Annotated in this window: 1 rRNA gene; it reads right to left on the reverse strand. The window is 56.8% G+C overall.

Annotated elements, in window-relative coordinates:
- Nucleotides 1-115: ribosomal RNA gene (gene rrf, locus QSK32_RS45385) — 5S ribosomal RNA — on the reverse strand; the annotation flags it as partial.
- Between the last annotated feature and the right edge of the window lie 170 nt (nucleotides 116-285).

The raw sequence follows: 285 nt of genomic DNA on the forward strand, positions 1-285 counted from the left end.
CCGGCGGCGTCCTACTCTCCCACACCCTCCCGAGTGCAGTACCATCGGCGCTGGAGGGCTTAGCTACCGGGTTCGGAATGTAACCGGGCGTTTCCCCTCCGCTATGACCACCGTAACAGCCATCAGCAGAACCAACCAGCAACCCGAAACCTTCATTCCGGGGTGGTTGTTCGTTTGCTGTGAATCACACAGTGGACGCGTAGCACAAAGTTTAGGGTGGTTAAGCCCTCGGCCTATTAGTACCGGTCAACTCAACACGTTACCGTGCTTACATCTCCGGCCTAT

The sequence above is a fragment of the Actinoplanes sp. NBRC 101535 genome, from assembly GCF_030269225.1.
Classification (GTDB): Bacteria; Actinomycetota; Actinomycetes; order Mycobacteriales; family Micromonosporaceae; genus Actinoplanes; species Actinoplanes rectilineatus.